Origin of the sequence: Mycobacterium sp. DBP42, from assembly GCF_005924235.1 — a bacterium.
In the GTDB taxonomy this organism is placed as follows: Bacteria; Actinomycetota; Actinomycetes; order Mycobacteriales; family Mycobacteriaceae; genus Mycobacterium; species Mycobacterium syngnathidarum.
The window spans coordinates 17181-40205 of record NZ_VCMY01000044.1 but is presented as its reverse complement, the minus strand read 5'-3'; the positions used below and the strand labels follow the sequence as shown (position 1 = coordinate 40205).

Here is a 23025-nt window from a genome sequence, read left to right as displayed (position 1 = left end):
GTCATCTCGACCTCATCCCACGCTCACGCTCACGGATGCTCCCTCGGAGATCCGGGCCAGTTCGTCGAGCAGCGAGTCCCACTCGCGTTGCACACCGTCGAGCACGGCGGTGAACGTCTGCCTGAGCTCGTCGACGATCCCCAGCGCGAACTGCAGATCGATGGCGGCGATGGTGTCCAGTGCCGTCTCGAACGGTTTGGTCTTGTCGACCAGCGGGGCCAAGACCGCGCTGGGCCGCATGGTTTCCAGCTGCGCCTTGATCGGCGCGAACGGATCGGCGCCGGCGAACAGGGTGGCCGGAGAGATCGACCGGAGCTGCGCGATACAGGTGTCGAACACGTGCCCGAGTTCGGCCGCCAGTGCTGCCGGTGAGTGCAGACCAAGCAGGGAGATCGCGGCGTGGACGACGCCGCGCACCGCATCCTCGATCACCGCCGGGTCGAGCACCTCGACGCTCGCGAGCACCCTGTCCAGACCAGCCTGCAACCGGTTGATCACCGACTCCGGCATCAACGGCTCGATGCCGGCGAACAGGCCGTTGACCAGTTGAAACAGGCCGTCGGCCAGCGCGGAGGACAACGCGACGAACCGGGACTCGATGCGGGCGCCGATGGCGTCGAGTTGGTCGGCCAGCGCGCTGGGATCGATCCGATCGAACACCGCGTCCAGGAACGCCGCGGCGGCGGTCGTGGGGTCCAAGGTTCCGGACACCAACTCGCCCGGAAGCGCCGCGTCGAGTGCGCGGGCCAGCACCCGGAGGCTACGGCCCAACGTGGCCGAGTCCGATGTCTGCCGCAGCCGAGCGGCGTGTGTCGTGACCTCGGGCGCGACCGCCGCGCTGACCCGTACATCAAACTGCACGCTGCCCGCCGCCGCATTCAGCTGGACTCCCGCCGCGGCGTCGACGTCGAGTGCGGCCACCGCCAGCCGGAACGACTCCAGGTCACGACGCAGCCGCGCCAGCGGACCGTCACCGGTGTTCGGGTCCAGCCAGCTCAGCCGGGAGTCGAGGGCATCGCCGAGCGTGACCGCGAATCCGCTGGCCGGATCGGTCAATGCGCGCAAACCCCTTGTCGCCGTGGCAAGTCCGGCCAGCGCCGGTTCCAGAGCACCTCCGGCCAGTTCCGCCAGCCGGTCCCGCACCTCACCGAGAAAAAGCGCCAGCGGGCGCAGCACGTCACCGAGCTGGAACCCATCGCCGGGCACCGGTACGGGCGCCGCACCGGACAGACCGGTCTGCAGCCGCTGACCCAACCGGCTGGACATCTGATGGGGCATATCGGCAAGCCCACCCAACACCGCGTGCAGCGTGGCCGCAATGTCTATGCGGTCCAACACGTCTCGCAGTTCACCGTAGGCGGCCCGCAGCGGCGCGAACAGCGGCGCCGGGTCCAGCGCGGCCGTCAAAGCGCCGATCAGGTCCTGGAACCCCCGCTCCAGCGGTGCGACCAGGGTGCGGGGATCGAGGTGGCCGAGTTGCGCGATCACGTCGTCGAACAGCCGTTGCACGGCGTCGATCAACGGTTGCAGGCTGAGCCGGTCCACCGCACCGACGAACTGTTGGTAGGGCGGGTCGAGTTCGCCGATCAACGCCGCCGGCGTCGCCTTGGCCAGCGCGTCGCCGGCCACCTGCCAGATACCTCCGACAGGGGCGATCAGCGCTCCGACATCGATGACCGCGACGGACTTTTCGAACGGGCGCGTGATCTCGCCCGCGATGTCGATTTCGCGGAGCACAGCGGCGGCCGTCGAGACGGCGACCTTGACCGGTTCCGGCACGTCTCCGCCACTGACCGCCTCGGTCACCTGATTGCGGATGCCGTGGAGCAGGTCCAGGGTCGCGGTGCCCGCCGCCTCGAAGTCGACGCCGTTCAACTCGTCGACGACTCGGGCGAGTTGTTCGGCGACCTGCTGAACGAACGGCACCAGCCGGTCCACGATGCCGCCGAGCGGATCGATGACGGCGCTCACCGCATCGCGCACCGGAGTGATGTCGATGTCCGCGAGCAGGCCGTTCACCTGCGCCACCAGAGCGTCGACGCCGTCGGTGACTGTCGTCGGATCCAGGGCCGCGATTGTGGCGTTCAGCTCGCGGATCGGCGCGATGGCCTCGTCGAGGAAATCGAACCCGTCGAAGGCCAGTACCTTCTGCTGGGCGGCGACCACCGCGGCGACCGCATCGTCGCGCAGCGCGCGTACCGGCAACCGGTCCAAAACCCTGGCGGCTTCGTCGAATCCGCGGTCCAACCCCGAGAGCAGATCGGCCAGCCGGTCCAACCCCGAGGCGGCCAGCAGTTCATCCTTCATCGCCGCCATGGCTGCTGCCGCAGCCTCCGGAGTGAGCTCTTCGAGCGCATCGGCCATCCCGTCCAACGATTCGACGAGTTGGCGCGGGATGTCCTCGCCGGGCAACGGCAGTGCCGCGGCCAGCCGGTCCAACGCGGCGGCCAGGTCGAGATCGGGCAGCGCGTTGGCCGCCGTGCGCAGATCGGTGGCCAGCCCGTCGGCGAATCCGGACACCGCGACGCCCACAGCGTCGACGGCGGCCCCGACCTCTTCGATCACCGCCAGCAGTGCGGGAATGTCCGGCGTCGGGGCCGCCATCAGTGCGTAACCCGCATCCAGACGCAGGCCGACGGTCGCGATCGCAGCCTGCAGCGGTCCCGCGTCGCCGGCGTCGGCGACCAGAGTGAGTATGTGCCCGGCGCCGTCCACCAACTGGTGGACCGCGGTGAGGTCCAGCCCGGTCAGGACGGTGCCGAGGACGTCGAGAAGCTCCGCGGGGCCCGGATCGCCGGCCAACGCCGACAACGCCTGTAGTGGGCCGGCGAACTCGTCGGGAAGGTCGATCTGCAGCGTGCGTGCGGCCTGGTCGGTGACCTCCCGCAGCATCGTCTCGAGGTTCAGCGAACCGCCCAGCGCGGCGAAGATCCGGTCCAGCACCACGGTGCCGTCGCCGCCGCCGCCGCGGAACACCTCGGTCAGGACGGTCAGCCGCGCGGTGATCTGCTCGAACCCGCCGACAATCTCTGCGACACCACTCAAGCCGGGCAGCTCGACCAACTCGGACAACGCGTGAAGTGCTTGCCCGCCAAGGTCGTTGACGAGCGCCGGATCCAACTTCACCGCACCGGCCGCGGTCAGGGCCGACCCCAGGTCACCCAGCAGGACCGTCGGGTCGAGGTCGGCCAGCGACAGCTGCTGAGCCTGCTCGAACGCATTTCTGGCCCGAGTGAGGGCACTGTCGATCCCCGCGAAGTCCAGGGCGTTGATCTCAGCTTCGAAGGTGGCCATCATGTCCCCCGCGGGTAGCTCAGCCGGGCGTCGGTGATCTCGACGGTGCAGAACAGGGCGCTGGCCAACACCGGTGCCGAGCCGAGGAACGCCGCGGCGGGCAGCGCGACCCGCACCGCCGCGATCCTCGGCTGGTCGACAGTCAGCAAGGTCTGCCCGCCCAGCTGGATCGGCCGACCGGCGGGGTCGGGATCGATTACCACGATGCGCACCAGCGGATCTGGGGCGGCGACCCAGTGCAGCGTCCCGGTGCCGGCGCTGACCTCGATCGCAGCGGCTTCCTCGACGCGGACCGGCGCCGGGAGGTCGATCCAGATCACGCCGACCGCGCTGGATGCATCGACGGTGACGGTGCCGGGCTCGCCGAGTGCCTTTGCGGGAGTTGCGGTCTCGGTAGGTGCCGCCGCCACCAGGCGGACCAGCAGCGCGCTCGGCTGCGGGCAGTAGCCGACCAGGCCGATGCGGCTGATCTGCTCACCGCGCAACGCCAGCGGCGGTAGCACCCGCCGCACCGCCTCCTGGCGGACCACCGCACCATGCTGCGCACCCGGGGCGGGCATCGGATCGGACACATCGGCCAGCCGACAGCCGTTGTAGGTGACCTGCACATCAGCCAGCACCGTCGCCGGGACAGCCGGCGGCAACGGGGGATCAACGGGCAACCCGACCGGCTCGCCGGCCAGTTCGACGGTGGTGGTGCCGGGAAGTTCGCGAATCAGATCCCCGGTGGCCGCGGAGAGCCGGAACCGCACCTGGCACGGGAACTTGCTGGTGAGCTTGACGGTGCCGGCCACTGGTGAACCCGAGGCCCGCAACTTCTCGACCGCGGCGGCCAGTGCCACTGTGACGTCCTGCTGCTGCGCACTGCCCTCGGGCAACGGACCCGGAAAGCTCCACAACGTCGCCCCGTCCGGACCGGTCACAGTGAGGTCGACCGGAGTCGGCGCGGCCCATCCGTACACCCGCTGCACGGTCAGCGGGACGGCCTTGAACTCGGCGGGTGTATCGCCCGTGACCACGGAAATGCGCAGCGGCCCAGGCAAGTCGGGAAGTCGCAGCACCGCGCTGTCGAAGGTGGCCCCGGTCAGCGTGGTCGGCACGTGGCCGTTCCCGTAAACAGGGGGCACCGCCGCAACCGCCGCCCAACCGCCCCGCGGATCCTGCCGGCTGACGGTGATCCGGCGACCGCCCAGATCGTCATCGGAGCGCAACGCGGAGCCGTCGGCCCTCAACCCGGTGAGCTTGAGCGCCCGGATCCGTCGGCCGGCCGGCACGTTCACGGTCAGTTCGGTGCCCGGCGCGGTGGCGAGCTCGCCGATGAAATAGCCCGCGAATTCGGGTACCCGGGCGGCCTGCACCTCGACGGTCACCGGAGCCAGCTCGGCCCGGTCGGAACCAGGTAATGGCGTCCCCCAGTCGAATTTGAACTCCAGCCCATCGGTGGGGACTTCGACGACCGGGGGCAGTACGAAGAACTGCTCGACCCGTGCGCCGACGGCGGCGACGGTGTCCAACCGCACCGCCTTCTGGTCCGGCGAGAGCAAGGTGAGCACGTCGGCGATCATCCGGACACCGCCAACGGGAATCGGGCCAGTTCGATTCCGATGGACGGGGACGCACCGTCGTGGGCCACGTAGACCACCAGGTGGTCGTCGGCGGGTGCTGCCGGGGGCTGGTAGCCGAACTCCGCGACGTCGTCGGCGACTGTGATCAACCGGGTACCATCGGGCCCCACCGCGCCACCGGACAGGTTGCCTGCGCCGGGCCTGCCGCCGGCGTCGACCACCCGCACCGCGAGCTCACCGAACGGGCTGACGGTCGGCGAGGCACCGGTGAGCCGTGACGTGCCCCCAGCACCGACCCGGATGGTCAACGGAACCAACGGATCTCCGGCCCGGATCAGCAGCGGCCACGGCTGCAGCGCGACGGGCAGGGTCGCGGTCCGTACCAGCGCGGCGGTGATCTCGACCCCGGTGACGCCGGGCGCGTTCGGCGGCCAGAACCAGCCGTCGGCACGCATCTCGATGGCGGGCAACGCGTCGGGATCCGGGCCGGGGAGAGCCGAAAGCACCTCGGGCAATAGGTAATCCACAACAAACCCGGGGTCCCCAGGGGCGGTCAACGCCCGGCCGCTGCGTAGGTCCTGGCTGTCCAGTTCGTAGAGTAGTGCGTCCAGCGCGGCCGTAGTCTGCGCACGGGTGCCGTTGGCGCCGGGCCGGACCTCGACGCGAATCGCGCAACTCAACCGCACCACGCGCCGGGGGTCGTCGGCACCGGGAACCTGCTCGGGCCGCCGACCGGCCCCGAACTTCTCGCCGATCACCTCGGCGCGACTCACCCCGACCAGCACGGCGATCTGGTTGGCGTTGGCAGGTCCCGGCGTGACGAACACCCGGCCTGCCAGCGGCGCGGCGAGCCGACTGCCGAGAACGTCGGCGAGTCGGGTCTCCAAGTCGGCGATCATGCGTTGGCCCTATCCGCGCGGCCGTACTATCGGGCCCAGCACCACACCCTGGCCCGGATTGACATGTGTCACCAATGTGGTCATCTCCGAACGCAACTGGTCGTTGTTGCGCCCCAGCTCGGCCAGCAACTCCTCCCGGGTGATACCGGTCGGACGCGGGGTGACTTGACGTTGAATGTCGGCCAGCTGCCCGTCCACCCGGCGGCGTTCTGTAGCCATCTCGGCCCGCAGCGCGGCGTCGCGGCCGTCGAGTGCGGCGTTGGTGCGCTGTTGAATCGCGGCCAGTTCGGTGCTGGTGGCGTTCAGTCCGACCCGCATCTCGTCGAGTCCGGTTTGAAACGTGCCGAGCTGCTGGGTAAGCCCGCGGATCCGGTCGTCGACCGTCGCGGTGAACGCGGCCAGCAATTCGGGGCGGGCCGCGGTGATCGCGGCGCTCACCCGGTCGTCCAGTGCCCCTTGCAGTTCGGTGATGCGCTGATCCACGGCGGCACGCAAAGCGGACGTGGCCTCATCGACCCGCTCGGCGAGCCGGCCGTCGCTCGCCGTCTGCCCCTGCTTGATCAGCTCGGTCAGGTCGGTGGTGATGGTCGCCTGCAGCTCACCGCGGAAGTCGGCCGCGGCATTGCGGGCGGCCTGCACCGCGGACTGGACCACCTCGTCGATGCGGGTACTGAGCTGGGTTTGCATCGCTTCGGTCAGCGTCCGTGCACTGTCTTCAGCCTGGCGTTGAGCGGTCACCCTGGTCTCGTCCAACAATTCGGCTTTGACGGCGGCAGTCAGCCGCGCCGGCCGGCTCTTGATCGCGGCGGTGAGCTCCTGTTCGGTCACCAGAGTGGTCTGCAGCTCGGTAAGGCGGCGTTCGAACTCGGCGGCATCCAACAGCGTCCCGGTCGGCGTGGTCAGGCGTTGCCTGAGTTGGTCGACCTGATTCAGGCCTTCGAGCAGGGCGGCCGGGGTGATGTCACCGAGCCCGGTCGCGAACGCGCTGACTTCCGACACACTCGTGCCGATGGCGTCCAGTGAGGAGCGCAGCGCCGCGATCTCGTTGCGCGGGTCTTTCATCCCAGACACGGTGCGGGACAACACGGTCAGGGCCGAGGCCCGGTCCAGATCGTTGGTCTCCTGCCGGCTGGTGACCGTCCGCAGCTCGCGCACCTCGCGACTCACGTCATCGAGCCGCCCGCTGACCAGCGCCGCCTGACGTTCGATCGATGTGACCCGGGCCGTGGCCCCCGGATCGGACAGCGGTCCGCCTTCGATCAGTGCCCGCAGCCGCGGATCCAGCCACCCGAGGGTGACCTGGTCGGGATGGTCATGGTCGGGCACAGCGGTCCCGGCGCCGTCGGCGACGACTGCGCGGGCTACCTCCAGCAACGCACCGACCACCGTGTTCCAGTCGGCGGCGGCGATCACTTCGCCGCGCGCCCGCGACGACAGCGGCAGCAGCCGGTCCGTGAGTGCCTGCAGCCGCTCGATATCGGCGACGGTAGCCATCGCCTAACTCCCCCCGAACTTGGTGGTGCGCTGCAGCAGGCTGGTACGTCGATAGGTGTCGAGTTCCTGGTCGGCACTCAGGGCGCCACCGCTGGCGGCGAAGGCCTGCGTGATACCGACCATGGTCTTGACGTTGTCGTTGTTCAGGAACGCGTCGGCGTCGGCACCCTGTGCCTGCGCGATGTGCTGCACCTCGGCGGTCAGCACCGCGCCCGCATCGGCCAACTTCTTCGAATACTCCAAAGTGCTGACCTGCCGGGCCAATTCGAGGTCGTCGACCCGCGCCAGGATGCGGTCGCGGTCGGCCCCGACGACTCCCCCGACGTCGAGCACCTTGGTGGTGACCCGGCGCAGATTCTGACTTTCGATGTCGCGCCGCAGTTCGAGCATGCTGTTGCCGAACGAGGTGATGAACCGGCGCAAGTTTCCCTGCACCTCGTCGATCTTGGCGGCGATCTCGGGGTGGTCATGTCCACGCGGGCTGACCAGCGTGGTCAGCTCGAGCACCGCACCGGCCACGTCCGCCACCGCGTTCACCAGCTGGTTCCAATCGCCGGCGCGGATCGCTTCCCCCGGTGCCTTGCCACCGACCGCTGTCGCGCTCGTGCGGGCTGCGCTCACAGTCTGCTGAACCGGGCCCAGGTCGGCATCCGGCACATCTTGGATCGGGGTGTCGCGGAAGTCATCGGGCCGGATCGGAATCGGGACGAAGGTGGGCAGCGGCACCGGCAACGTGGTGACCACCCCGGTGAACAACGGCGATATCACGTTGGGGTGTTTGACCGCGATCTGCCACTGACCCGGATCGAGGTCGCGGACCAACAGGGTGCCGTCCAGGAACGGTTTTCGTTCCAGGGTCTGGCCGGTGACCGGATTGGTCAAAGTGACCACGGCATCCCGGTTGGCCGGCGGATAATCTTGCAGCCTGATGCTGAGGCTGCTCTTGGCGACTGGCATCAGCGTCTCCTTTGTCTCGGCGCGGCCCTCAATGGGCCAGCCACTGCAGGTCTCCGAACGGGAACTCGACTTCCCAGAACAACGTCAGGTCGTGGTCGGCTGCCTTGGTCACCGGGGTGAAGACCACCCGGTTGTAGAGCACGTCACCGCCGGCCCGCCGGGACATCAGCGCGGCCTCGCGTAGCGTTCCGACCCCGGCCGCATTGGGCAGGGTGGCCCGCACCTTGACCAGAACCCGACTGCGCGTCTCGTCAACCGTGGTGGTGAACGCCTCGGCAGGAATCGCCGCGACGGTGTCGCCGGTGATTCCGGGTTGGCCGGCGCCGTCGTCGTTTTCGAGCGCCGCCACCGTGACGGCGGTGGGGTCGGCATCACTGGTGCCGACGGCCATGTGGGTGATGGGGGCGCCTGCACCGGTGAACAACTCGGCGATCAGTTGCCCGCCGGTGCGTAACACCGTGTTGTGGGCTTCGCGCTTCTGTAACACGGTGCCGTGCCGGTCGACGAGTTCGACCTTCAACTGCGCTCGCATGTCGTCTCCTGTCCCTACGCGTAGGTGCTGTCGTCATATGCCGTGACCCCGAACAGGCCGCCGGAGTCGGTCAGTCGATCGATGCCCACGGTGCCGATTTCGTGTTGCGCCAGCCCGCTGATGCAGGTCAGGTGATCGAGTTGGCGTTGGCTGTCGTGCAGTGGCCGGAACCGCACCTCGGCGTTCACGCCGGCAGCGGCCAGTTCGCGGACACCGGTACCGACCGACCCGCACAGCTGCTCACGCGCCTCGAGTGCGGCGTCGAGGCGACCGCTATCGCTGACCAGGGCGGCAGCGTCCAAGTCGACCCGAAGGGTGGCGGGACGCCGCTCGAACCAACTCAGATCCAGATAGGCGGCCGGGTCCAGATAGAACAGGGCTTGGTCGAAATGGGAGGTTTCCCAACGTCCCTCGGACAGATCGAGTCCGGCCAGCGCGAGCAGTGCTCGGTCGAGTCCCGGGGCGTCGAAGTGGGCGACCGGCAGGAACCACAGATCGTTCGGCCCGGGCCGCAGGGTCAGGGCCCGTGGCACTCCGACATCGGCCGGCGTCCACGGGGTGCCGGGGACCACCTGCCGGATGCCGTACAGCTGGGCGGTGACGTCGGATCGGTTGAGCTGCGCGGTGATCGAGCCGTCGGGCTGGGCCTGCAGCCACAACCGGTCGCCGAGGCGCAACTCGCCGAGGAAGGCCAGACCCTCGCCTGTGGTCGCGTTGACCAGGACGGGAACGTACTCAGTGTGCCGGCCTCCGACGTACAGCACCGACAGCGCGGCGGAATCCAAGCCGCCGTGGCAGACCTGCCGAGTCAGCGGTTCAACCGCCCCGGGTCCACCGAGTCGCACCGTGCGGAGCTGCGGCTGGTTCTCGATGAACGCATGCCCGTTGCGCCTGAACTCGGATGCCCAGGTACCGAACGGCGGCAACACGTCGATCCCGTTGGCCTTCTCGAAATCCTCGGCATACAGCCGCGTGAACGCCATGAGCGCGGGAACGCTGACGGCGCCGTGTTCGAGTCGCGCGGTACGCAACGCGTGCAGCCACCCGCGGTACTCGTCCAGCCCATGCCAGGGCTGCGGCGGAATGTCCAGCAACGCACCCAGAGCCGCGGCCTCCGACAGCTCGACGGTGGTGTCAAACCAGTGCGCGCGCTGGATGATCCGCGCGATCTCGTCGATGACGTCCAATTGCAGGCCGGCCACTTCGGCCAGCCCGGTGACCAACTCCCCGTCGCGATACAGCGTGGGCAGGCGAGCGGCGATGGCTTCGGCATGGGAGGTCACGACACGACCTCGTGGACATCCAAGGTCCGCTGCCGCAACTGCTCCCCCGCGACCACGTTGTAGCTGCCCTGGCCGTCGAGCAGTTGGGCGAACTGTCCTGCCGACTCGATCACGATGCGGGCCTGTTCACGAACCAGGCCGAACAGCGGGCTGGACTGCAACGCCGACGCCACCGCGGCCAGGGTCAGCGAGGCACCGGGAGCGAGCGTGGCCAGATAGGTGTCGACCGCCAGTCGGATCGCGGTCGTCGCATCCTCGAGTGTGACACCGGTCTGCAACTGCACCGGCAGGACCAGGTCCACCTCTGCGGTGGTCGCCACGACACCGGTCGGGGTGCGTTCAGCGCTCGGTGCTGGAAACTCGAAGGGACGCAACACATCGAGCACCTCGCCGGGCTGCAGGACCACCGGCGCGCCGGGCGCGGACGGGTCCATCACGGTGATCGCGGCGTCGGCGATCAACGGATCGGCCAACGCGGCCGCGGTCAGCACCGCGGGGCGGATCACGGCGCCGGGTTCCAGCGCGGCGAGCTTGGCCGCGACGCGCTCCTCGACGCCGCCGGTCAGCCGGGTGAGTTCAGCGCCGGTGACCCCGGTTCCACCCAGCACCAGCGCGACGCTGACCCGTACCGAACGCCGTCCTGCCGCGCGGGTGTCGACTCGGATCCCGGCCGGCCGTAGCTCGTCGATCCGGCGGCGGACCTCTTTCTCGACCGCAGGATCGGGACGGTCGTAGGCGACAGCGGCCCGCACGACGCCGGCCTGGCCGTCCGGCCACTCGGTGAGTTCCACCGCCTTGACACCGGGGATCGACAAGATGCCGAAGCGCAGTGCGTCCAGCGTGCCGCACACACTTCCGTGCAGCGCTCCCCTGGCCCGCACCCGCAGCGCGTCGTCGGTTTCGGCCGCCGACTCTCGGTACGCCGCAGCGGGGTTGGTGGCGGTGGAGATGCCTCCAAGGGTGGTCTCCAACCGGTCCAGGGCGCCGGCGGCGACCATCGCGGTATCCACCGTGGCTCCGGCGGCCAGCACGCTGCGGGACTGTTCACCTGCTTCCAGGGTGAGGTCGGCAACCGTGCGGTAACGCGCGGGCGGGGTCGCCGCATCGGTGACGACGGTGCCTGTGGGGATGGTGATCTTGCCGCCCGTCGTCGCATTGCGGCCGAACCGGACTTCGACGAGCGGATGGCGCGCGGGCAACCGGGTGACGCCGATGAGTGCCACCACCTTGTCCAGGGCGGGCCCTTCTGCGGTGTCCAGGAACGCCGAACGGTAGATGAGGTCGAGATATTGTTCGTCCTGGGCGATTTCGCGGGCGAACGTCTCCAGCACCGTGCGTACCACCGAGCCGACATTGAGGTCGGTCAGCGGAACCGGTCTGGCGATCTGCACCGGGTAGTAGTTCACCGTGACGGTGGTTCCCGGGATCGGCTTCCGACCGTTGTCCCGGAACACCACCACGTCCGGTTTGCCGTCGTTGTCGGCGTCGGCGAGGTCGAAGTCGGCGTTGGTGAACTGCACCGGCACCGGTGTTCCGGCGACATCGGTGACCCCTTCGAGATGGGAGACGCGCCGAATCGGGCGGGATGCCAACCGGTTCAGCTGCAGTGGCCCGGTAACCGGGGCGGTGACCGCTTCGCGCACCGTTCCGCCGGTCAGGGTGGTCAGCAGGTCGCGCACGATGTCCGGGTACGGCCGCGGGGTGTAGTCCAGGTCGCTCACAGCGCGACCTCCAAACCGAGCGTGACGGGGTCGCCACCGGCAACGGGTACCACCGTGATCTCGACGACGAAGTCATCGAGATGCTCTCGTGCCGAGTCGAATTCGATGGCCAGCGGCTTGTCCTGGACGCGTGGTTCCTCACGGACGGCCTCGAGGATGTACGCGCGGCACAGTCCCCGCAAGGCTTCGGTCTTGCCCTGCCCGATCAGTTCGCCGAGCCGCGACCCGTACGTGGTATGTCCCAGGTCGGCCAACGCGCCTTTGGGGGTGAGCAGGCGCAGAATCATTGCTTGCGCCAAGTTTTCGCGCCCCGTCACGGTGTCGAGATCGCTCAGTTCAGTGACCCCAACGGGTTCCGGCTGCCAACCCTGCGGTTCGGTTCCGGGAAGTTTGACTGCCGCGAAACTCGGCCGCGGCGCCGCGTGTTGCACGGGGGTCGGACGACTGCGCAGGTCGAGGCCGGCGGCATCGTGGGCCGCCATTCCTGGTGGTCCGGCCACGACCCGCAGGTCGGTGCCGAGCACGGATTCGGTGGTGGTCATCGGATCAGCCGATCAGCACGGTGGGGACGGTGGCGACGATCTGACCGACCGGCGCCTCAACGGGGTCATTGCAGGTGCGGACCGGATCGCCGTTGCGGGCGGCCGGCTGCCCGCCGATCAGCACTCCGGTGCTGCCCAGGTGAACGGTGCCGGTGTTGGCCGGCGGATTCTGGAACGCGGCCCCGGGCGGCATGGGCAGGTGCGGTGGCTGGTTGGCGGCGACGGAGCCGAGAACTGCGGCCGGTTGGCCCGAGATCAGCACGGTGTTGACGAGTCCACCGGAGAATCGTCCGGCGAACGGATGCGGCAGCGGTGTCGGGACGGGTCCACCCGGTGTCGGCACCATCACGATGTGGGTGTCCACCGCCACGACCGTGGCGGCCGCGTTGGCTGCTGGCTGTCCCATCAGTTCACCTTCACGTGGGGGGCTGAAATGGTCACCGAGCCATCGCCTTTGATGTCGATGTCGGTGGCACGCAAGCTCAATTTCCCGGTTGTTTGCAGGGCGATGTCACCGCGCCCGGTGACCGTCAGGCTGGCATCGCCGATGGTCAGTTCGATGCGGCCGCCGCCCGCCGAATCGACGGTGGCTTCCGCATCACCGGTCTTGACACGCAGTTTCGTTTCATCGGCGGTGAGCTCCACGGCGCCCATCGTGATGGTGAGCGCCGGGTCGCCCCCGCGCAGCACGGCTCGGAAGTTCGGATCCTGCGCGCCTGCGGGTAGCGCGAAAACCACGTCGCCGTCGCCGTGCTCGGGTGGGGCCAGCTCGGCGTGGTACAGGCTGCCGATCATCACGGGAGCGTTGATGTCGCCGTCGGCGAACACCACCACCACCAGGTCCCCGGCGCCAGGGGTGGCGGCCTGTCCCAAGGCGGGGACCGCGATGGGCACCCTCGGCAATACCAGCCCGGTCTCGCGCAGCTGCACGGTCACTGAATGGTCGGCCGGTTCGGCGGTGCCGTCGAATACGTCGACCACCACACCGATCGCCGCGATCGAGCGGGCTGCGGCCTCATGGCGGGCGATGCGGCTGACGGAATCGAACAATGCGGAGGTCACGGCAGGCTCCCCACGGCTCCGGTCACCTGATCCGCCAGGCCAACACTCGCGCCGGTGGTTGCCAGCGCTTCCACTGTCGTCCGTCCCCTCGGTCCCGGGCCCACCACATGGGTGACCCGGGTAATCAGCCATGGGCCGGTCGATTGCGGCGTCGGGGTATCGGCGATCTCCACCATGATCCCGGGCCGCACGTGGGGCACCAGCCAGCATGCCGCCCATAACCGGGGCGCACCGTTGCGTCGGGCGTAGGACTTGGCTGCCGACTCCGCGCCCGACGGCGTACGCAGTGCGGCGGCGGCCACGCGGATCGTGCGGGCGTCGGGTCCGGGCGCGGACTCGGGCAGCGTGCCCATGGTCTGCAGCGGTGCCCGCGCATCCGAGGCGTCGCCGGCTGGTCCGTTGCCGGTCCACACCACTGCGGCCGAGGGTGCCGCGACAGTGACACCGAGTTCAGCGATCTCCCGGCCATATCGAAGAGCCACCGTGGCCGGCGGTGATGGGACAGGCCGCACCTCGACGTCGCCGTCGGCGGTGGTGGTCGCCAGTGCGCCCGCCCAATCGGCGAGCCTGCTGACGTGCTCCCAGGCGGTGCGGCCCTGGTCGGCGATGTAGCGAGCCAGGTCGAGATCGGCGTCGACGGCGCCGGTGCGCACACCGGCTTCCTCCGCCAGGGCGGCGATGATCGCGCTGACCCCCTGCTGTTCGAACGTGCTGCCGCTGCGGGCGGCCGCCAACGCGACGGACGCATCGCCGCAGTGCACCGTGTTCTGGTCCAATCCGCGGCGCACTCCGAGCACGGTTCCGGTGAATACCGTTGACGCCGTTGCATTTTCCCCGGCGAGGGCCAGCTCGACCTCGTCGCCCGGTACCGCATCGACGCGCAGGTCACGCGGCAGGCTGATACGGGCCGAGCCCACTCCGGGACCCAGCGACTGCACGATCCGGACCTGGGCGATTCCGGCCTCGTAGCGCAACGAGCCGATGGTGGCGCTGGCACCGAAATTGAGCACAGACATCAGCCACCACCGAGGAGTTGACTCAGTGACTTGGAAACCTCGGTATAGGTACCGACGGCCGTGTCCACGCCGGAAACAGCCTTGGTGAGCGGTTGCAGTGGGCCGCCCACGTCGATGTCGGCCATGGCCGCCAGCGCGGTGAGCTGGTCGGCCACCTCCATCACCGCGTCAACCGCGGCGGCGACGTCGCCGGCCACAGCCGCGAGATCGCCCGCGATATCGGCGTCGAAACCGAGGTCTCCGACGCCGAAGTCGTCCAGACCGCCGAAGCCACTCACCTCGGCGGGCGGTGGCAGCGGCGGACTTTCGACGAGGCACAGTTCGTAGCCGACCATGCCGGTGGTGCCCGCCACAGCCTGTGCCCGCAGGTCGGTGACCACCACCTGCTCGAGCTCCAACGCACTCGTGATGTCGGCCGAGAACGGTACCGGCGCGCCTTCTGCGGCCAGCTTCTGCAGTCGGGCCAGATCGGACAATGCGGCGTCACCTGACAGCAGCCCGCGGATCCAGATGCCGTGGGATCCGCGGCCCGCGCGTTGGAGCACGTCGCCGTCCAGGCCGGGTACCGCGACCCGCTGGAACCCGGCGCTCATCACGTGGTCGATCTGCTGGACCGAACTCAGCGTTATGTCGCCGATGAGCGGCATCGGCGGAGGCGGTGCGGCGGGTGTGGTCATGGCAACAGCCCCCGCAGGTCCGATTCCTCATTCAGCAGCACGGCAACAAGATTCGCCGTGTCGAACGGGTCGATGCCGACGGCCGGCGGGGCGGCGAGTCGCTCTGCGCGTGACGCGGTGGGATCGTCCCGCACTGCGGTCGACGCTTCAGTGGCAGCCGGCGAAGAGGCCCGGTGGACCGGTCGTTCGACCCACGCGGGCGAGCCCTGTTCAGCAAAACCGTCTACCGGCACCGCGTGTGGGACGGCGCAGGGGGCGACGCCCGGATCGTCGACCGGCGGCAACGGCGGGCTCACCGCGGGCCACCCGGCTGACCGGGAGGCACGGATGGGCACCGGGAATTCCGGCGATACGACCGGGCGCGAGTCGGGCGTTGACTCCGGTCGCGGTGTACCAAACGGCTTGGCGCCCAGGCTCTTTTCCGTCTTGACGTCCGACCCTGCCGTTGCCGGCGGCGCCGCATCCGCATCCCCACCGGATTTGCAGACCGGTGCGGCGACAAGGGTGGCCGCGGGATCCACGGCCGACTCTCGAAGGTTGAGGGGTGGAACCGGTTCGGTGCCGGCACCGAAACGAAGCTCGTTGAGCGCGTCGGGATTTGACGGCGCATCGGTTGGTGCCGGCACCAACCGGCTCAGCAGTTCACCTTCGAGAACGCGCAGCGCCTCCGCAGGTGAGCCCGCCGCGCGCTCGGCGGTGGTGAGCACGATGCTCGTCCACCCGTCAGCGGTGCCGTCGGGCGTCTCGCAGGTGAGCAGGTCGATCAGATCCGCATCGGTGTCGAATATCGCGCGGGCGTCCCACCCCGCCGCCGTCAGCGTCGCCAACTGCGCGGTGAAGCCAGGAGTGTTGCGCTCTGGGCGGGCCCCCGCCAGATGCAGGGCGAGAACTTCGGCGATCGTGTCGTTTTCCGGCGTTGGCGCGGACTCGCCGGCACAGGCCAGCACCGTCGCCCCGATCCGGTTGCCCGCGTCGACTGCCGCCTCGAGCAGCCGCCACCGTTCACCGAAGCGCAGCGGCCGGATGAGGTGCTCGCCGAACGCCAGTGCCCCTCCGGGCCTGGGCTGTACCGCCACAGCCACGCCGGCGACCCAGGCCCGGCGCGCGGCCAGGTCGAGCACAACGATCGGATCGGCCATCTTCGGCCCTACCGCATCCGGGCGGCACTGAATGCATAGACCGCCGAACCCTGACCATTGACCGAGAGGTCGAAGGTCTTCTCGGTCAGGCAGCAATCGTCGAACGTAACGGTTGCCTCGGTGTCTCCGTGCCGGAGGTTGGCGATGATCTGGAAAATCTGCTCGCCGCCGAGCGCATCCAGTTTGGCGCTGGCCGACGTGACGCGGATGCGTCCCTGGACCTCGTAGGCACCCGAGACGACACCCACGCGTTCGGTGCTGCCGAGCGCGTAGATGTTGGTGCGCTCATGGCGGGTCCGGTAGTCGATTCCCTGCACTCCTTCGATGGGCTCACCGTCTACCAGGACGGTGCTCTCGGAGGCGGCATAGATGGTCGGCATGGTGGAGTCCTCTCGGCCGATCTAGTTCTTGACGCGGATGGTTGCGTAGACGTAGTCGATTGCCCGGACCGGCCGGACCGCGATGTCGACGCGGACGATGCCCTGCGCGAAGTCCTGCTGGGTCGAGTAGACGTCGACGATGAACGCCGGATCGGTCCCGTCGGTGCTCGGGACCAGCGCCCCGGAACGTTCCAGTCGGGTGAACGTCGCGATTAACTGCTGCTTCAGGGCTTCTCGGGCGTCCGCGGAGTTGAGCCGGCCGATGAAGTTCTCACTGATCGCCTTGGTCTCCCGGATGCACCGGTCGGCTACCCGGGTGACCGAGATCTGGTCGCCGATCGTGTTGATGCCCTTGAGGACGATCACTCCACGCCCCGCGCGTTGCTGCACGACGAGCAGGTTCACCGCCGGGCCCAGCAGGACGTTCAGTTCACTTTCGCGGTACCGCGACGGCGGGATCCCGAGCAGTTGCGCCGAGGAGAAGGTGGGCGATATCTCCGGGTTCAGCCGGCCGATGAGACCGACGACCGCACCGGTGGCCCCGGGCGGCGCCACCAGGACGAAACGCCGGTTACGCACTGCGGCTGCGTGATCGCGGATCGCGTCGAGATTGGCGGCATCGGCCGCGCGGATCGAACCGAACGCGATCCGCGGCGCACCGGCGTCGCTCGCCACCAGTGCGTGGGCGAGCAGGGCCTGGTGGATCGCGATCACGTCGGCTGTCCCCAGGGCCGGGTCGAAGCTGGCCATCACCAGATCGATACGGGGATCGTCAGTGAGCAAATCGATGGCATTGCGGTAGGCGTTGACGTTGGGCGACGATCCGCCGGCGAAGGCGACCGGGGCCGGTGTGGCTCTGGGCAACCGGGCCTCGACGGCCAACGAACTGCGCGGCACCGCACGCACAAACCGGCTTTGCCGCGACAGCACGGCGGGCAGGTGGTTCGCCGAATCCGGGTCCATCGTCAGGTCTTCGAAGATCTCCTGTCGGGCGCCGTTGCGTAGCACCTCGAGAGTGATCTCGTCGTCGGCCCCGCTGATCCGCACCACCACGCCGTCGCCACTTGCGCCGGGGATCAGTCTCAGATCCATCAGGACCGTGCCGGCGGCACCGGCCTGACCTACCTCGGCAGTGCCCTCGGCGGTGAGCGGGTAGTCCCCGGGTGCCGGATCGTCGCCCTCGAAGCCGGGTTCGACCGCCACCACGTAGTTGGACTGTGAGTTGACGACCGAGAACAGGTCCAGCGGCTGGCCTGGTTCGACGATCAGGTCGTCGAACCGTTCCACTTCGGCGTTGTTCTGCAAGATCCTCAGCGTGACCCGGACGACGGCGCCGGTGGCATTGGTCACCGTCCGCACGTCAGCGGTCAGCTGGTTCGCCCACGCCCCGGCCGCCCTGGCCCGCAATCGAACCACCGGGGTGTTCTCGGAGTTGACGAGGGTGGCTCTGGCGGCCGCCCCACCGGCCACCGCCGAGACCACCAGCTCCCGGGCCCCGGTCGACAGCGCGGCGACGGCGTCGGGCATCGAGGCCAGGGTTCCGGGACCGCACAGGTCCTGCAGTTCGGAGACACGAGTGACGCCGACCAGGCGCGGTGTGGTCGGAGGCCGGTCGACGATGCCGACCACACCGACGATGCCTGCCGCGGCTGGTAGCGGTGGCAGCACATCGAAGTTGGCCTCGACAGACACTCCCGGGACAACTAGTACAGGCATGAAATCCTCCGTGGGGCTTGGTGGTCCGCGGCAGACGTCCGACGTGGGCGTACTGCTGCGACCCGGTGGCGGCTCTCGCCGGGCGGGAAGGCGCGACCGGCGATACCGACCGGTCGGTTACTCGGTGTGGTGCTGATCATCGATGCCCTTTCCCACGACATCCTCAATCCAGGTATGGACCTCATCGACCAGAGCGGAAAGCTCGGTGAAGCGCCGGCGCTGCTCCGAGATCGGGTCGACGAGCTCACCCGTCACCTCCCCGTTGCCCTCGATGGCGACACGCACCACGACGACGAACTGACGTGTGGCAGAAAGCTTGTCGGCCTGGTCACCTTCCGTCATATGTCCTCATAGGATTGAATTGGCAATTCAGTTGTAGCCCTGGGCACTCAGCGCCGGATGAGACTTTCCGGGCCGGGCGGTGAGCTGGCGATGAGGTTTTACTGAGTTTTCCCACAGGTGCGTCCGGGCCGCCGCACACAGGCCGGCCGCGCATGCCAAATGACATGCGCGGCAGTGGCTGAGGTGGGTTTAGATGAGGTTTAGATGGCGCCCGGATCGGTGCGGATGACCGCGAACAACTGCTCGGTAGCGGGCTCGGGCACCGCGTCGAACTCGTCGGCGAGAAGGCGTCGGCACACCGAGTACTGACGCAGCGCCTGCGAGCGGGCGCCGATGCGGACGCAGGCCCGCATGGTCATCCGGTGCGCGTCTTCGCGGCACGGATCGACTTCAAGCAGTCGCGCGGCGTACGCCAGGGCCTGCTGGTAGTTGGCCAGCTCGAAGTGGGCGTCGGCCAACCGGGCCAGGGTGGCCAGGCAGACCGCACGCAACCGCTCGCGCTCCAACAGGCCGGCGATGCCCGGCTCCGACGACAGATCCCCGCGGTAGAAGTTGACCGCCCGCTCGTACGCTTCGATGGCCGCTTCGGTGGCCCCGGTCAACAGCAGACGATGCCCGGTGTCGACGGCGGACTCGAACTCCAGCGAGTCGACTTTCAGTCCGCCGTCCAAGTTCAGCACGTAGTGACCGTGCTGGTGCACGACGGGCGCTTGGCCGCCGAGCGCATCGGCGAACTGGGTCTTGAGCCCGTGAACCAGGGTGTTCAGGCACTGCGTCGACAGCTCGGGCGAGCTGTCGGGCCAGATCGTCTCGATCAGCGCCTCACGGCCGATCCCGGACCGGTGCCGAATCGCCAAACTGCTCAACAGTTTCTCGGCCTTGCCCCCGGACCGCAGCGGCACCGGCCGCCCCCACTTGCAGACCTGAAACGGGCCCAGGACCCGTAATGCCACGCCGGCGTCGTCCATGACCGTCACCCACCGCAGACGTCGCGGACAGCTGAATGAACCCCTCGACGGTCGGCCGTGCTCGCCACCTTCATTCGCCACCCCACTCATAGGTACTGGTCGACTGATCGAATCATCGTCCGGTGGTTGCGGCCGCAATAGAGTAGTGCCCTACTCGGAAATCTCCTTCTACGGCTGGACCAACGGCTTCGGATTGTGTGGAGGGCGTTAGAGTCGAGCGTGCCCAGGATCAGTGCCTCATCGGTAGGAGAACACCGCGAGCTGGTCCAACAGCGCATCTTCGAAGCGTTCGCCACGCTCATGGCCGAGCACAGCTTCGACGCGATCACGATGGCCAAGCTGGCGGCCGAGGCCGGCATCGGCCGGACCGCGATCTATCACCACTTCCCCGACAAGGAATCCGTGGTGATCGCCTTCGCCTCCCATGAGACCACCCGGTACCTCGACGGGTTGCGGGCTGCCCTGTCCGAGGTCGACGATCCGGTCGGGCGCCTGGGCATCTACATCCGCCATCAGCTGGAGGCGGGCCAGGAATTCCACATGGGCATGGGCATGCAGCTGTACGGCGCGTTGTCTGCCGAAACCATGCTGGCCATCCGCGACCACGTAGTGGCGGTCGAGGACGTGCTGCGCGAGATCCTGGCCCAGGGGGTGGCCACCGGGCAGTTCGTCATCGACGATGAGCCCGCCACCATGTCGTTGATTCACGCTTGCTTGGCGCCCCGGCATCTCCCGGTCGAGGCAATCGAACGATTTGTCCTGCGCGCCCTGGGCGCGACCGCCTAAGCGCGACCCGCCTTGAATCCGTAGGCCCCCGAACCCGTCGGCACCGTGTTAGGTTTCCGACAGCTTGTCAGCATGATGCTGACAAGCTGTCAAAGTTGAGCCCTACCAAGTGGAGCCAAATATGCCGCCGAGCGCCGTCGCAACCGAGTCCGTCCGATCGCTGTCCGCGGCAATGCGTCAGGACTCGACCGACCAGCACGACGCCGCCGAGCAGTCGCCGTTCGTCACCGAACTGCTGAACGGCCGGGTCAACGAACAGGGCTACGTCGACTACCTGCTGCGGTTGCGGGCGATCTACGCCGCCCTGGAGTCCGCCGTCCGGGAGCACCGCCACGACCCACTGGTCGGCGCGGTTTACGACCCGGCACTCGAGCGGCTAGATGCCATCGACGCCGATCTGACCCACTGGGCACCCGGCGCGGACCGTGATGTCGATTCCCCCGCGGTACGCGCGTATTGCGATCGGTTCGCCAACTCCCCATGGGGAGGCGCACTGGTGGCCCACCACTACACGCGCTATCTCGGCGACCTTTCCGGCGGCCAGACCATCGGCCGAATTCTGGCGCGCTCGTTCGGCCTCGAATCCAAAGGCCTTGCATTCTACGACTTTCCGATGCGGCCCAAGCCGTACAAGGACGCCTACCGGGCCCGCCTCGACGGACTCGACCTCGACGAGAAGCAGATCGACCGCGTGGTCGGCGAGGTGAAACTCGCCTTCGGGCTCAACCAGCGCGTCTTCGACGAGCTCGCCGAGAAGCTGCCCGCCTACCGTCGCTGAGCCCGGCCAGCTGGCCCGCGACGACGATTCCGCCAAGACAGTCAAGACATAGGAACTTAATACCCTAAATACGATGAAGTTAGCTTATGCTAACCATACCTAGCTACCGGGGGGCGAAGTGATTGAAAGGAGACGCCGGGCCGCCTGCATGCACCGCACCCGGAACAACACCGATGACCACCTGCGACCCCACCCCCACCACAGCAAATAGCCCCGCCACGTCACGTAGCGGCTTCCCGCGAGGTGCGCGATGACCGCCCCCGTCTGGATGGCCGTTCCCCCCGAAATCCACTCGGCGCTTCTCAGCAGCGGACCCGGCGCTGGGCCGCTGCTGGCCGCCGCCGGCGCGTGGAACTCGCTGAGCACCGAATACTCCTTGGCCGCAAATGAATTGACCGCGCTGATGGGCACCGTGCGGGCCGGTGCCTGGGAGGGCCCGAGTGCCGACCGTTACACCTCGGCGCATCTCCCCTACCTGGCCTGGCTGAGTGAGACCAGTGCGAGCACTGCCGGGGTCGCCGCGCAGATCGAGACCGCCGCCGCCTCCTACGCCGCCGCACTCGCGGCGATGCCGACGACCGCCGAGCTGGCCGCCAACCGTGCCACCCTCGGCGTGCTGGTGGCGACGAACTTCTTCGGCATCAACACCGTTCCTATCGCCGTCAACGAGGCCGATTACGTCCGAATGTGGGTCCAGGCCGCCACCACGATGACCGTCTACCAAGCCGCGTCCGACGTCGCCGTGGCAACCACACCGGCCTCCACGGCGGCACCGATGCTGCTGGCTCCCGGTGTGGCCGAGGCCCGTTCGGCGTCAGCCACCATGGCGCAGTCCGCGGCGGTCGCTCGGGCCACCGAGTCTGGCTCGTCCCTCAGCTTGAGTGACGTGATCAGTTCGTATGAGGAGTTCATCGAGTGGATCAAGGCAAACGATCCGATCGGGAACTGGTTGGCCGGAGAGTCTGAGCACTTTTACGGAATGTACGACCAGCTCAGGGAATTCATCCTCGAACCATGGCGGATTCCGCAGGTCCTCGCCGAGATCATCGCCGATCCGTCGTTGTTGTTCAGCACCTACATCAACGTGTTCTTCCTCGGCGCCTACACAGCGGTGTTCGCCGTACTCGGAACCCCGTTGTACGCCGCGGCGGTCGCCGCCGCCTCACCTGCGATGCTGGGCATGCTCGGACTCGTCGGGCTGGCACAGGCCTACGACGTTCCGATCGACGCGCCCGCCGAGGACATCGCCCCAAACGCCGAACAACCCGCGGCCGCCGCGCTGCCCGGCTCGCCGGCACCCGGGTCAGTGGCTGCGGGCGCCGCACCGACGAGCACACCTGCCTCGGCGCCCGCCGGGCCTGCACCGTCACCTCCCACTCCGATGCCTACCGGGGCCGAGACCACCCTCTATGCAGTGCCCGGCGGCGGTGCAGGATACGGTTTCGGCGCGACGTCGAAGTACAGCGCCACCGCCAAGGCCTCGGACTCCGTCGGCGCATCAGCCGCAGCCGCGGCAACAGCGGCCGCGATCAACCAGCGACGGGCGCAGGCGCGCAAGCGTCGCGGCGGGACAGCCAAAGATCGCGGCTACCGCTACGAGTTCATGACCGCAGACGGTGACGCCACCACGGCACCGCCTGAGCAAACCGCCACCCGTGCTTCCGGCAGCGGCGCCGGCAACCTCGGATTCACCGGCACCGCAGTGAAATCCGCCGTTGCCGGTCCGGCCGGGCTGACCACGCTCGCCGATGACACGTTCGGCAGCGGAACCACTACCCCGATGATGCCCGGAAGCTGGCAGCGCGACGCAGACGACCTACCCGAAGGCTCGGACACGTAGCCGATACTGGTGACTCCGAGTGAAGGGAGCACCT

At 68.5% G+C, this 23025-nt stretch carries 21 protein-coding genes; 3 read left to right on the top strand and 18 right to left on the bottom strand.

Going from position 1 to position 23025, the window contains the following annotated elements; all coding sequences use genetic code 11:
• Nucleotides 1-12: 12 nt before the first annotated feature.
• From E0T84_RS26745 to E0T84_RS26660, 18 genes are all read right to left on the bottom strand, one after another.
• Nucleotides 13-3294 (bottom strand): hypothetical protein, encoded by a 3282-nt coding sequence (locus tag E0T84_RS26745; protein WP_138746009.1) that lies wholly within the window; start codon nt 3292-3294, stop codon nt 13-15.
• Nucleotides 3294-4859: a hypothetical protein gene (locus E0T84_RS26740; RefSeq protein ID WP_138746008.1), complete on the bottom strand. Its 1566-nt coding sequence runs from the start codon at nt 4857-4859 to the stop codon at nt 3294-3296. Before E0T84_RS26740 ends, E0T84_RS26745 begins: the two co-directional genes overlap by 1 nt.
• Nucleotides 4856-5758 (bottom strand): hypothetical protein, encoded by a 903-nt coding sequence (locus E0T84_RS26735; protein WP_138746007.1) that lies wholly within the window; start codon nt 5756-5758, stop codon nt 4856-4858. The genes E0T84_RS26740 and E0T84_RS26735 overlap by 4 nt, the downstream gene beginning before the upstream one ends.
• A 9-nt stretch (nt 5759-5767) precedes the next feature.
• The gene (locus E0T84_RS26730) at nt 5768-7252 is read right to left on the bottom strand and encodes a hypothetical protein (protein ID WP_138746006.1); all 1485 of its coding nucleotides are present in this window, start codon (nt 7250-7252) and stop codon (nt 5768-5770) included.
• A gap of 3 nt (nt 7253-7255) precedes the next feature.
• Nucleotides 7256-8209 carry a hypothetical protein gene (locus E0T84_RS26725; protein ID WP_138746005.1) on the bottom strand — a complete coding sequence of 318 codons (954 nt, stop codon included), beginning with the start codon at nt 8207-8209 and terminating at the stop codon, nt 7256-7258.
• 28 nt (nt 8210-8237) lie between these two features.
• The gene (locus tag E0T84_RS26720; protein ID WP_138746004.1) at nt 8238-8741 is read right to left on the bottom strand and encodes a hypothetical protein; all 504 of its coding nucleotides are present in this window, start codon (nt 8739-8741) and stop codon (nt 8238-8240) included.
• A gap of 14 nt (nt 8742-8755) precedes the next feature.
• A complete protein-coding gene (locus tag E0T84_RS26715; protein WP_138746003.1) occupies nt 8756-10024 on the bottom strand; it encodes a hypothetical protein in 1269 nt (422 codons plus the stop codon).
• Complete coding sequence (locus tag E0T84_RS26710; protein ID WP_138746002.1) at nt 10021-11745, bottom strand: baseplate J/gp47 family protein; 1725 nt, start codon at nt 11743-11745, stop codon at nt 10021-10023. The genes E0T84_RS26715 and E0T84_RS26710 overlap by 4 nt, the downstream gene beginning before the upstream one ends.
• Complete coding sequence (locus E0T84_RS26705; RefSeq protein ID WP_138746001.1) at nt 11742-12287, bottom strand: hypothetical protein; 546 nt, start codon at nt 12285-12287, stop codon at nt 11742-11744. The genes E0T84_RS26710 and E0T84_RS26705 overlap by 4 nt, the downstream gene beginning before the upstream one ends.
• A 4-nt stretch (nt 12288-12291) precedes the next feature.
• Nucleotides 12292-12693, bottom strand: coding sequence for a PAAR domain-containing protein (locus tag E0T84_RS26700; RefSeq protein WP_138746000.1), 402 nt, complete (start codon nt 12691-12693; stop codon nt 12292-12294).
• Complete coding sequence (locus E0T84_RS26695) at nt 12693-13349, bottom strand: phage baseplate assembly protein V (RefSeq protein WP_138745999.1); 657 nt, start codon at nt 13347-13349, stop codon at nt 12693-12695. The genes E0T84_RS26700 and E0T84_RS26695 overlap by 1 nt, the downstream gene beginning before the upstream one ends.
• A complete protein-coding gene (locus tag E0T84_RS26690; RefSeq protein ID WP_138745998.1) occupies nt 13346-14365 on the bottom strand; it encodes a hypothetical protein in 1020 nt (339 codons plus the stop codon). Before E0T84_RS26690 ends, E0T84_RS26695 begins: the two co-directional genes overlap by 4 nt.
• Nucleotides 14365-15042, bottom strand: coding sequence for a hypothetical protein (locus E0T84_RS26685; protein WP_138745997.1), 678 nt, complete (start codon nt 15040-15042; stop codon nt 14365-14367). Before E0T84_RS26685 ends, E0T84_RS26690 begins: the two co-directional genes overlap by 1 nt.
• Nucleotides 15039-16181: a hypothetical protein gene (locus E0T84_RS26680; protein WP_138745996.1), complete on the bottom strand. Its 1143-nt coding sequence runs from the start codon at nt 16179-16181 to the stop codon at nt 15039-15041. Before E0T84_RS26680 ends, E0T84_RS26685 begins: the two co-directional genes overlap by 4 nt.
• 8 nt (nt 16182-16189) lie before the next feature.
• Complete coding sequence (locus E0T84_RS26675; RefSeq protein ID WP_138745995.1) at nt 16190-16561, bottom strand: hypothetical protein; 372 nt, start codon at nt 16559-16561, stop codon at nt 16190-16192.
• A gap of 21 nt (nt 16562-16582) precedes the next feature.
• On the bottom strand, nt 16583-18277 hold the full coding sequence (locus E0T84_RS26670) for a phage tail sheath C-terminal domain-containing protein (protein ID WP_138745994.1): 1695 nt from the start codon (nt 18275-18277) through the stop codon (nt 16583-16585).
• Nucleotides 18278-18394: 117 nt separating this feature from the next.
• A complete protein-coding gene (locus E0T84_RS26665; RefSeq protein ID WP_138745993.1) occupies nt 18395-18619 on the bottom strand; it encodes a hypothetical protein in 225 nt (74 codons plus the stop codon).
• Nucleotides 18620-18819: 200 nt separating this feature from the next.
• Nucleotides 18820-19587, bottom strand: coding sequence for a bacterial transcriptional activator domain-containing protein (locus tag E0T84_RS26660; RefSeq protein ID WP_171055193.1), 768 nt, complete (start codon nt 19585-19587; stop codon nt 18820-18822).
• Nucleotides 19588-19806: 219 nt separating this feature from the next.
• On the opposite strand from E0T84_RS26660, the gene E0T84_RS26655 reads away from it, so the two are divergent.
• From E0T84_RS26655 to E0T84_RS26645, 3 genes are all read left to right on the top strand, one after another.
• Complete coding sequence (locus E0T84_RS26655; protein WP_138745991.1) at nt 19807-20373, top strand: TetR/AcrR family transcriptional regulator; 567 nt, start codon at nt 19807-19809, stop codon at nt 20371-20373.
• Nucleotides 20374-20494: 121 nt separating this feature from the next.
• Nucleotides 20495-21151 (top strand): heme oxygenase (biliverdin-producing), encoded by a 657-nt coding sequence (locus E0T84_RS26650; protein ID WP_138745990.1) that lies wholly within the window; start codon nt 20495-20497, stop codon nt 21149-21151.
• A 250-nt stretch (nt 21152-21401) separates the two neighbouring features.
• Complete coding sequence (locus E0T84_RS26645) at nt 21402-22991, top strand: PPE family protein (protein ID WP_138745989.1); 1590 nt, start codon at nt 21402-21404, stop codon at nt 22989-22991.
• Nucleotides 22992-23025 lie beyond the last annotated feature (34 nt).

Bases quoted from the DNA above. Each gene is read 5' to 3' on its own strand.
- E0T84_RS26700 (WP_138746000.1), bottom strand. From the start codon at position 12,693: ATGGGACAGCCAGCAGCCAACGCGGCCGCCACGGTCGTGGCGGTGGAC.
- E0T84_RS26665 (WP_138745993.1), bottom strand. From the start codon at position 18,619: ATGACGGAAGGTGACCAGGCCGACAAGCTTTCTGCCACACGTCAGTTC.
- E0T84_RS26725 (WP_138746005.1), bottom strand. From the start codon at position 8,209: ATGCCAGTCGCCAAGAGCAGCCTCAGCATCAGGCTGCAAGATTATCCG.
- E0T84_RS26660 (WP_171055193.1), bottom strand. From the start codon at position 19,587: ATGGACGACGCCGGCGTGGCATTACGGGTCCTGGGCCCGTTTCAGGTC.
- E0T84_RS26675 (WP_138745995.1), bottom strand. From the start codon at position 16,561: ATGCCGACCATCTATGCCGCCTCCGAGAGCACCGTCCTGGTAGACGGT.
- E0T84_RS26720 (WP_138746004.1), bottom strand. From the start codon at position 8,741: ATGCGAGCGCAGTTGAAGGTCGAACTCGTCGACCGGCACGGCACCGTG.
- E0T84_RS26735 (WP_138746007.1), bottom strand. From the start codon at position 5,758: ATGATCGCCGACTTGGAGACCCGACTCGCCGACGTTCTCGGCAGTCGG.
- E0T84_RS26705 (WP_138746001.1), bottom strand. From the start codon at position 12,287: ATGACCACCACCGAATCCGTGCTCGGCACCGACCTGCGGGTCGTGGCC.
- E0T84_RS26670 (WP_138745994.1), bottom strand. From the start codon at position 18,277: ATGCCTGTACTAGTTGTCCCGGGAGTGTCTGTCGAGGCCAACTTCGAT.
- E0T84_RS26650 (WP_138745990.1), top strand. From the start codon at position 20,495: ATGCCGCCGAGCGCCGTCGCAACCGAGTCCGTCCGATCGCTGTCCGCG.
- E0T84_RS26740 (WP_138746008.1), bottom strand. From the start codon at position 4,859: ATGATCGCCGACGTGCTCACCTTGCTCTCGCCGGACCAGAAGGCGGTG.
- E0T84_RS26730 (WP_138746006.1), bottom strand. From the start codon at position 7,252: ATGGCTACCGTCGCCGATATCGAGCGGCTGCAGGCACTCACGGACCGG.
- E0T84_RS26645 (WP_138745989.1), top strand. From the start codon at position 21,402: ATGACCGCCCCCGTCTGGATGGCCGTTCCCCCCGAAATCCACTCGGCG.
- E0T84_RS26685 (WP_138745997.1), bottom strand. From the start codon at position 15,042: ATGACCACACCCGCCGCACCGCCTCCGCCGATGCCGCTCATCGGCGAC.
- E0T84_RS26745 (WP_138746009.1), bottom strand. From the start codon at position 3,294: ATGGCCACCTTCGAAGCTGAGATCAACGCCCTGGACTTCGCGGGGATC.
- E0T84_RS26680 (WP_138745996.1), bottom strand. From the start codon at position 16,181: ATGGCCGATCCGATCGTTGTGCTCGACCTGGCCGCGCGCCGGGCCTGG.
- E0T84_RS26690 (WP_138745998.1), bottom strand. From the start codon at position 14,365: ATGTCTGTGCTCAATTTCGGTGCCAGCGCCACCATCGGCTCGTTGCGC.